The sequence below is a fragment of the Nostoc sp. FACHB-888 genome (assembly GCF_014696655.1).
Classification (GTDB): domain Bacteria; phylum Cyanobacteriota; class Cyanobacteriia; order Cyanobacteriales; family Nostocaceae; genus Nostoc.
Genome location: NZ_JACJQM010000183.1, coordinates 1 through 8,323, shown reverse-complemented (window position 1 = coordinate 8,323; position 8,323 = coordinate 1). Strand labels below are relative to the sequence as shown.

Here is an 8,323-nt window from a genome sequence, read left to right as displayed (position 1 = left end):
TTAAGCTGAAACCGTCAACCGTCCAACTGTATCGATATTATCGCTGTTGAGTATCGCAGTAAACCCTAGTAAAATACGACAGTAGAAGGGGGAAGGTAACGGCAGTATTCATTGGTGAATGATTATTAGGAATGGCAAGGATTACTCACAGGCGTACTATCATTATGAATTTTAGAGTCAGGGCAATCGCTTGGTCGAGTCGTGGAAGTACATTCCCAAGCGGTTACTGAAGCGGATTTAGGAGATGGAGTGGGAAAAAACGGCAGTGAAGGAGATATTGCAGTTATTAGGAGCGAAAAAATGATAATTCTGAAGCTGTCACCCCAACAGCTGTTGAAATCTCTGGGCTAATCAGCCAAAACAGAGCAATCACCTTTTATTAGAGCGAAAAGCTATATCCCGCTTGAAAACGTGAAACTCTTGCTGTGGCTGGGTGTAGACGGTTGGGTGCAGGGTGTAGGAAAAAAAATCAGAAAAGCCAAAATTAAGTGCAACCTTAATAAATTCCTTTATTACTAAACCCCACACCCATAGCTCTTATATTCGATTTAGCTTTAAGGGGCGTGCCATTCGGTTTTGTAACAATGTACTAAGGATGAATAATGCCGAAGTAAATAGCGACGACGCTTAGAATAATCACGCTAGTAACCAGGGTGAGGGCAATACGAAATCCCTTATTAGGCAATTGTTCGCGGGTAAGCACGCTATCTGCTTGTACCTGAGTTAATGGCTCAGTTTTTGATTCGGGCTGAATAGGGGAAGTAGTATCCTTTGACAAAGGAGCTTTACTCTCGAATTTTGTTGTTTCAGCTTCTGGTGATTGCATAGATTTTTGTTGATTTTTTGAGCTATGTTTACAATTGTTAATAAAGTTTTTAATTAATACCTCTTTCTTAAGAAAAGTTTTGCTAGAGAATATACTTCTACTAAAGGATTAGTAAATGTAAAGCTAAACCTAATTAATGTGATCTGGACGAAAACAAGAGGTTTAGCAGACGGTGTACAACGAGTAGATGGTAAAGTACCACTTATCGCATTGCTAAATATGGGTGCAACAAATAATTATGGAACGCACCCAAGTACCCAATACGTACCAAATCGGCGAAGTCTGCCAAATCCTTGCAAAAGATAACCCAGAACTCAGAGGTAAAGGTGGATGCTGGGGCATAGTCAACCATGTAGGCGAATTCAGTTGCACAGTCACAATGTGGGATGGAGAATACACGGTCAGGATCAACCACTTGAAGCCACTGAACTACCTAGAGTCGGAATGTCAGCAGGTTCAGGAGATTAGCGATCGCATTAATCGGCTACGGGACAGTGGCAAGCTAGAAGCACCAGCAGAGGCAGTTTTGAAGTGTTTAGGAGAGTTGAAACGTCCGTATTTGACTGAGTTTGAGGAAAACCTATTAGGTTTTATTGAACAAGAATATGGGATTGTATATTAGGGCAGAGTTAACCGGATCTTTGAACCTACACTAGCGTTCATACAGTCGCTATTTCATAACACAGAAGTATTTCTTGGGTCATACAATCTGAAAATCATCTCAAATCACCAGCTAGAGCATTATGTCTAAACTTTTTGCCGTTGTGGTTGCAACCGTTCCAGAGTATTACGACTATAAATCGGCTCATCCAGAGCATGACCAAAATCAACTCGCTTGGTTTAATGAGCAATACGAGAAAGGAACACTACTGTGCTGTGGGCCGTTTTTTCCCCATGATGGAACTGGGCTTTGGGTAATCCAGGCAGAGAATCTTGAACAGGCTCAACCTGTTGTAAACAGCAGTCCTCGTGTGCGAGATGGTATGCTGGCGGACTCTGCTAGAGTTGTGGAGTGGGAAGTTCACATTGGACGGGATCGTTTTGCTCCCGTGTGAATAAGTAGAAGCAACAACTGCTAAATTATTTGGACATAAGCAGATAAACGCCCAGTAGAAAATTCTGATAATTGAGATTAAATATAAGCTAAGTTACCTTCTCATCTTCTTAGCTACTTCGTTTAACCCTCCTTCTTTTACACAGGTTGCACCGAGGCTTTCAGTGTAAGTACCGTAGTCTTTGTAATGTTGTACCTTGATTAACATTACGTTCTTGTCGCTCCATTTACCTTTAATTTCGCTAATCTTTAATGTTTTAGGATCAAGGAAATGGTTCAAGTTGCCGCCTAGTTTTCCCCACCAGTAAGAAGCCCCGACCATTCGGGTATTAGTAAACTTAACGCCAGACATTTTAACGACTGAATTAGTCTTTGTATTGAAAGAACATGCAGTATTAGTTTTGTTATCCAGTGCGATAATCAAATTGTTATTGCTCCCGAAGAATGACAAATCGTCATTTATATTATTAGCTACAGCAGTTAAAGGTAATAAAAACGCCAAAATATTAATAGTTACAAATAATTTTTTCATTAGCTTTGTTTTAATCTATTAAATACTTTACTATCTCAATTTGCAATAATACATCAGTATATTTATTTACTTATTATTCAGTATAAGAGTCTCAAGATTGCTAACTGCTAGCCAAGCAAGCTCCTACTGAGATTAAGGTGAGTTTCTGTCTGCTAAATCATAGTCAAGGATAATCCCAAACTGAGAGGCAAGGCTGGGTGCTGGGCGATTGTCAGCGCAGTGAATGACTTTAGTTGCACGGTGAAAATGTGGGATGGCGAGTACACCATTGGGTTGCAACACCTCAAATCTTACAATTACCTGCCTGCCGAGTGTGAGCAGATGCAGGTGATTTGCGATTGCATCAGTCGGGTGTATTCGAGTGAGCTGGAGGAGTCGGTTCAGAAGTTTCTGGAGTCGCTGGGGAAGCTGAATCGTGGTTATTTGACTGCGTTGGAGGATAAATTGTTGACTATTTTGGAGCCAGAAGCTAGGCAAGAAGGATAAGCAATTAAGCAATTTTGGCAATAAAGTATATTTTTATTTGAAAATGATAAATATTTTTTAAAATTATTTTAAGTGCTGGATTCAAGGCTGGACAAGGATGCAACAACTATTGCTTCAAGAGTTCAGATTTTATCAAGCTTAACTGCTATCGTAAATCTACTGGTATTGCTAATATCAATCTGGAATATGGCTTTGTACGCTTGTAGCTAAATTTAGCAGTTAAGCCATAATTATTCTTGCAACAATAAATGACTAGTTTTATGTTGCTTCATTTTTTGCTATTTACTGCTCTGTTATAGACAGAATGTATTGAAATATAAAAGCTGTGTAAGTGTGTCAGCGTAAACATTTATTGTTAAACAAAAGTGGGAGGTAGGGTAAAGAGGATTTTAATCTAGTTCATTTTTATTTACATAGTTTACTTTTTTCCTATAGTTCTACTTAGTGTAAGAACTTTAATTTTATCCATCTTCTGCCCCTATTGGAAAACAATTGTCGAAGCTAGATTGTGAAACTGTTAACCAACAAAGCTTTGAAGCTTTATTTTCTAATATAAACTAATGTTTGTTTCTAGTAAAAAACTGAAAACCAAAGCTCTAAAGGGCTTTTAGCGATTAGTTCTCCCAATCTGACACAAGAGTGTTATTAAATGAAAAGTGTAGAGATAAAAATTCATTTTTTAATAGAAACACAGCAAATAATGGAGTTATGACAATGAAATTGCAACAAAGGCTTAAGTCAACTTTTAGTCTGATTTTTAAATTGAGTGGACTTAAGGATAAAACACTTTGGGATTTTATCCCTCAATTAATTGCAGTATTAACGGTTATAGCTGCTTTTCAAACTATTTACTTTCAGCAGGAAGAGTCAAATAAACGTTATCAAAAGGAAGAACTTACAAAATATATAGATTATATGAAACAACTGTTAATTCAAGACAAAAATCCTCTACGCAAGAATGAAGAAGTTCAAAATTTAGCTCGTGTTAAAACAATAAATACGTTAGAACAGTTAGATGAAGATAATAAAAGGATTTTATTATTTTTCTTAATAGAGGCGAATCTAATTAATAATAGAAATTTTTCTCCTTCAAGTAGTAAAAACAAGCCAATTATATCTTTAAGCAAGGCTAATCTAGTAAAAGTTAAGCTGCCAAGAGTAGACCTCTCAGGTGCTGACCTCTCAGGTGCTGACCTCTCAGATGCTGACCTCTCAGGTGCTGACCTTTCAGGTGCTAACCTCTCAAGCGCGGATCTCTCAGGTGCAGATTTAAGAAGGACTCGCCTATCACAAGCTTCCTTAAGATATGCTGATCTTCAAAAAGCCAAACTAGAGAAGACGGATTTAACTGAAGCTCGCTTAAGAGAAGCTACCTTAATAGAAGCTAATCTAAAAGATAGTGATTTAAATAGAGCTAATTTGGTAGGAGTAAATTTAGAAAATGCTAATTTGGAAAATGCTGATTTAGAAAATGCTGATTTAATAGGTGCTAATTTAAGGAAAACTAAAATTTATGGAAATACAAATTTGTCAAAAGTTAAACTATTGGAATCTAATATTTCTGAAGCTGAGTTTAACAATGTAAGTGTAAAAAATAGGAAAGTATATGAAAAATCAATGAAAAAAGGCTCTATCTGTGGGCCGCATATTTATACTTATTCTGTTCAAACTTTGAACAACAATCAAGTTACTGGTATACGTTGTCTTCTTAAAATAAACACAGTTAGAGATAAAAAGCTAGGAAATAAAAGCTTTAGACTTGTATGGTATGGTGAAGGCAGAATGAATAATCAAGAATATCGTCATATTGGAGAAAGCTCATACGAAAATCCAAATTCAAGCGTTACTAATATTTTTGACCTCGATGATTATAACCCAAAAAATCGCCTTTTGAATAAAAAAATGCAAATTACTATAATTAATAAAAAAGAAGATTCTATATTAGAATTTCAAACTAAAGACGAAAAAGGACTAATGGAAAAGTGGACTTTAGCCCCATCGAATTCTGAAATTAAATATTTTCCATTAGGTCAGCCAACAAATAGATTTAAATGCGGAAAAAATTTTCAAAAGTACAAAGTATATCCTATTCTAACCAAAAGAAGAATTGAAAAACCTAATTCAAGAGACTGGGGTATACGTTGTGTTCTTCCATTAAATAAAGAGGTAATATGGTTTGGAACTGGTGAATGGGAAGGTAAACCTTATTATCACTTAGGAACAAAGATGCTTCCTACACCGGATATAAAAACAGGTTATGGAGCTATAGACCTTTGTGGGTTTAAAAAAGGTGCGTATTGTTATAAAGTAGAAGGTGGATTGTTAGAATTAAATCATCTTAATAATAATGGTTATGAAATTAAAAAAGAATGGAGCGAGAAATGGCTTAAATAGAGCGTTGCAGATTTCAAGTATTAATTTATCTGCTTATTATAGCCTATCGCCTAGTAACAATAATATGTTCTATACATGGACGATAATATATTTCTAAAAGTACGAATAACTTTCTCAATCCCTTGAGAAAACCTTAATCTAAAGCTGTAGCTTACTAATTAATTTGCATAAAGTCACGTCAAAGATGTGGAACAGATATATAACATTGATAAGATGAAGGGCTAAGTCTGTTAAATCTATTGCATTACACTATCCCTAGTGTAGGATGTATTAACACATTTAGTTTTTGCTACTGCGTACTGTGGATACACAGGCATTTGCCCTTAAAGTTAAAGGATGATTGCAGGGGAGATGAAGTCAGAGTTAGGTTGCTTTTGGACAACCTTATCTATTAGACAGTTATCATTATGATTTATGTAAACCGTCTAATTATACATATTAAAAATAAATTAAATCATGCCAGAATTATTTAGTGTTCTAACAAAATATCCTGTATTCCTTGGTATTATTGTTGGTACTATTTCAGCTTTTGTCGGCAGTCTGTCAGCCCTAGTTACAACTATAATTACTATCCGTTCTCAAAGGGATAGGGAAAGAGAACAATGGGTTAGAGAAAAACTACAGGAAATTTATAGTAATTGTATTGGTTCCCTTACAATTCTGCACGCCAACACTTCAATGAATCCACAGGAATTTGCTGAGGCTGTCAGATGGTTAAATATTTTATTAATATATTACTCAAAAAAATATAATAAAGGATTTTTAAATTTACCTGAAGAAGTTGCTTTATTTTCTAGTCGAGATTGGAGTAGTTTATTTAAAAACTATAATAATATGGGACTAGATATTAAAGCAAGCTTTCATGGTGAATATTTTGCAGCAACAGAAGGATTATTAAATCGTATAATTAAATTAGCCTCAGAAGATAAAAGATTACATGGTTAAATTTAATTTAAAGCTAATAGCAAAGCCATAAGAGTTTTAAATAAACCTGTTCTAGGGCGTGTCATCAATTAAGCCAAATAACAGAAGCAACAAGATAAATTGCACCCAGAAAATTGGTAGCGCGTTTATCATAGTGCGTCGCAATCCCTCGATACTTGTGACTTTAAAAAAATTTTGGACAGCTTTTGGAAGGAGAAGTTGGACAAGTTGTAAGCTGAAATACCTAAAACTTCGTTAAGGCATTAATTAAGCGATCGCTTTTTTTGGATGTAGTAACAAAAATGGGAGAAAAACATGGACGCAAATCCATATAAATACTACTCCTAGCCAACTTTTCCGTTTAACTGAGATAACTTACTAACGTTGCGTAGCTTGCCGCCGAAGGCATCGCTAGGGAGCAAAACCTTTATCTTGTATACAGAGAGATAGTTGGAGCCGTTTAGCTTTCCTTTATGTTATTTTTTGGATGTTTTTGTCAGGTAAACTTGGACATGCACTTTTGGAAGGTAAATTTGGACAACCTGTCCAAAATCTTCTTCAAGTCACATCAGCAGATGCAGTTAATCAGCAATTGCATCAGTAGGTTATACAGGAAAACGAGAGATTGGAAGAGGCTGCCCATGCTGTGCTGAAGAATCTGGGGGAACTGAAGCGACCGTATTTAACTGCGCTTGAAGAGAAGCTGTTGAGTTTGATTGAGAAAGAATACGGGGATTAAATAAGTCCTGATTGAAATGGATATACCCTGAAAACTAAAAGGCAAAATTTGGCAGATGCGGGAGGAGATATTATACCAATTCAATTAATGATTGCAACACATATTTGGGTCAAGACGCTATTCATCGCGTCTCTACAGATGATTTATTTGTTGCATTCTTTTTCCAAACTGGTATTAATAATGCAATTGAAAACTATAAAGCCTAGAACATCATAAATCCTAATGTTCAGAATGTGAATATATTGTAGCTTACACATCCTTGTAATTTTGAATATAGGGCAAACGCATCTAAAGTATAAAAATCCTTTAATAGCAAGGGTTTCAGCGTTTTTAAATTTAGCCTATTTTTTCGTCAAGATCCTTATCTAGCAAGGGTTTCAGAAATACCGTGCGTTCGCCCTGATTTTGAATACAGTAGATTTTTTGATTATAATATTCCTAGATGATAAGTAGTGATGTATACATGAACGGAAGTATAAAATGTCTATTGAGCTAGTGAGGAATCAGATCAATAAATTCTTGATCAATGAAACGCCGGAAGTATTAGCAGTCCGAGGTAAATGGGGTGTTGGCAAAACATTTGCCTGGAATAAATTTCTTGAAGATGCTAAAAAAGAGAGAAGAATTACTTTAAGACGATATGCATACGTATCATTATTTGGCTGTAACTCATTAGACAGTCTGAAACTTAGAATATTTGAACAGGTAATAGATACTGATTCAATTGGTTTGAAACCAAGCATTGAAACCTTTATAAAAAGTATAGAAAGCTTAACTATTGGCAGGAATCTTTTAAAGTTTATTCCTAGCCTACCTTATTTTAAAAATGCAAATTTGTCTTTATTTGTAGATAGTATTGCTTTTTTATCTCTTAACAAAGTACTTATTTGTATTGATGATGTTGAACGAAAAGGAGATGGGTTAAAAATTCGTGATTTATTGGGTTTTATTTCGGTATTAAAAGAAGAAAAGGATTGTAAGATTGCTATTATATTGAACGATGAATCATTGAGTAATAATGAAGATGAGGCATTGAAGACATATCGAGAAAAAGTTATCGATATAGAGCTACTGTTTGATCCAACACCAGAAGAATGTTCAGAAATAGCTATTCCTTCGGAGTGTTATTATTCATCGAAAATTAAAGAATTTTCTAAAAATCTAAGAATAAACAATATCAGAATTATTAGAAAAATTCTTAGGTTATCTAACCAACTTGAACCTTTGTTAAAGGGGTATGAGCCAGAATTGTTGCATCAGTCCTTAGAGCAGGGCGAACGCATCTAAAGTATACGTAGTGACTACTGAAATTGAGAATCAACGAAAAAATCAGTATTTCTGGCTTGATTTATTTTCCAAGGCTCAAAG

The 8,323-nt window shown here is 35.3% G+C and carries 8 protein-coding genes; 6 read left to right on the top strand and 2 right to left on the bottom strand.

Annotated elements, in window-relative coordinates; all coding sequences use genetic code 11:
- Nucleotides 1-589: 589 nt before the first annotated feature.
- Nucleotides 590-826: a hypothetical protein gene (locus tag H6G26_RS35725; RefSeq protein ID WP_104899511.1), complete on the bottom strand. Its 237-nt coding sequence runs from the start codon at nucleotides 824-826 to the stop codon at nucleotides 590-592.
- Between the two features lie 238 nt (nucleotides 827-1,064).
- Between H6G26_RS35725 and H6G26_RS35720 the strand changes: the two genes are divergently transcribed.
- Complete coding sequence (locus H6G26_RS35720; protein WP_190736048.1) at nucleotides 1,065-1,448, top strand: hypothetical protein; 384 nt, start codon at nucleotides 1,065-1,067, stop codon at nucleotides 1,446-1,448.
- Between the two features lie 121 nt (nucleotides 1,449-1,569).
- On the top strand, nucleotides 1,570-1,881 hold the full coding sequence (locus H6G26_RS35715) for a YciI family protein (RefSeq protein ID WP_190736046.1): 312 nt from the start codon (nucleotides 1,570-1,572) through the stop codon (nucleotides 1,879-1,881).
- A gap of 93 nt (nucleotides 1,882-1,974) precedes the next feature.
- Here the strand turns inward: H6G26_RS35715 and H6G26_RS35710 are convergent, their stop codons facing one another.
- Complete coding sequence (locus H6G26_RS35710) at nucleotides 1,975-2,412, bottom strand: hypothetical protein (RefSeq protein ID WP_190736043.1); 438 nt, start codon at nucleotides 2,410-2,412, stop codon at nucleotides 1,975-1,977.
- Nucleotides 2,413-2,631: 219 nt separating this feature from the next.
- Between H6G26_RS35710 and H6G26_RS35705 the strand changes: the two genes are divergently transcribed.
- The 4 genes from H6G26_RS35705 to H6G26_RS35685 all read left to right on the top strand — a co-directional run bounded on the left by H6G26_RS35705 (nucleotide 2,632) and on the right by H6G26_RS35685 (nucleotide 8,242).
- On the top strand, nucleotides 2,632-2,898 hold the full coding sequence (locus H6G26_RS35705) for a hypothetical protein (RefSeq protein WP_347242566.1): 267 nt from the start codon (nucleotides 2,632-2,634) through the stop codon (nucleotides 2,896-2,898).
- A gap of 714 nt (nucleotides 2,899-3,612) precedes the next feature.
- Entirely contained in the window at nucleotides 3,613-5,292 is a 1,680-nt protein-coding gene (locus H6G26_RS35700) for a pentapeptide repeat-containing protein (RefSeq protein ID WP_242054157.1), read from the top strand.
- Nucleotides 5,293-5,748: 456 nt separating this feature from the next.
- A complete protein-coding gene (locus H6G26_RS35695) occupies nucleotides 5,749-6,237 on the top strand; it encodes a hypothetical protein (RefSeq protein WP_190736041.1) in 489 nt (162 codons plus the stop codon).
- A 1,198-nt stretch (nucleotides 6,238-7,435) separates the two neighbouring features.
- A complete protein-coding gene (locus H6G26_RS35685) occupies nucleotides 7,436-8,242 on the top strand; it encodes a P-loop NTPase fold protein (RefSeq protein WP_190736039.1) in 807 nt (268 codons plus the stop codon).
- Nucleotides 8,243-8,323: the final 81 nt, after the last annotated feature.

What these genes read in the sequence shown, in the direction of transcription:
- H6G26_RS35720 (WP_190736048.1), top strand. Translation starts at nt 1,065, where the DNA reads ATGGAACGCACCCAAGTACCCAATACGTACCAAATCGGCGAAGTCTGC.
- H6G26_RS35685 (WP_190736039.1), top strand. Translation starts at nt 7,436, where the DNA reads ATGTCTATTGAGCTAGTGAGGAATCAGATCAATAAATTCTTGATCAAT.
- H6G26_RS35725 (WP_104899511.1), bottom strand. Translation starts at nt 826, where the DNA reads ATGCAATCACCAGAAGCTGAAACAACAAAATTCGAGAGTAAAGCTCCT.
- H6G26_RS35700 (WP_242054157.1), top strand. Translation starts at nt 3,613, where the DNA reads ATGAAATTGCAACAAAGGCTTAAGTCAACTTTTAGTCTGATTTTTAAA.
- H6G26_RS35715 (WP_190736046.1), top strand. Translation starts at nt 1,570, where the DNA reads ATGTCTAAACTTTTTGCCGTTGTGGTTGCAACCGTTCCAGAGTATTAC.
- H6G26_RS35695 (WP_190736041.1), top strand. Translation starts at nt 5,749, where the DNA reads ATGCCAGAATTATTTAGTGTTCTAACAAAATATCCTGTATTCCTTGGT.
- H6G26_RS35710 (WP_190736043.1), bottom strand. Translation starts at nt 2,412, where the DNA reads ATGAAAAAATTATTTGTAACTATTAATATTTTGGCGTTTTTATTACCT.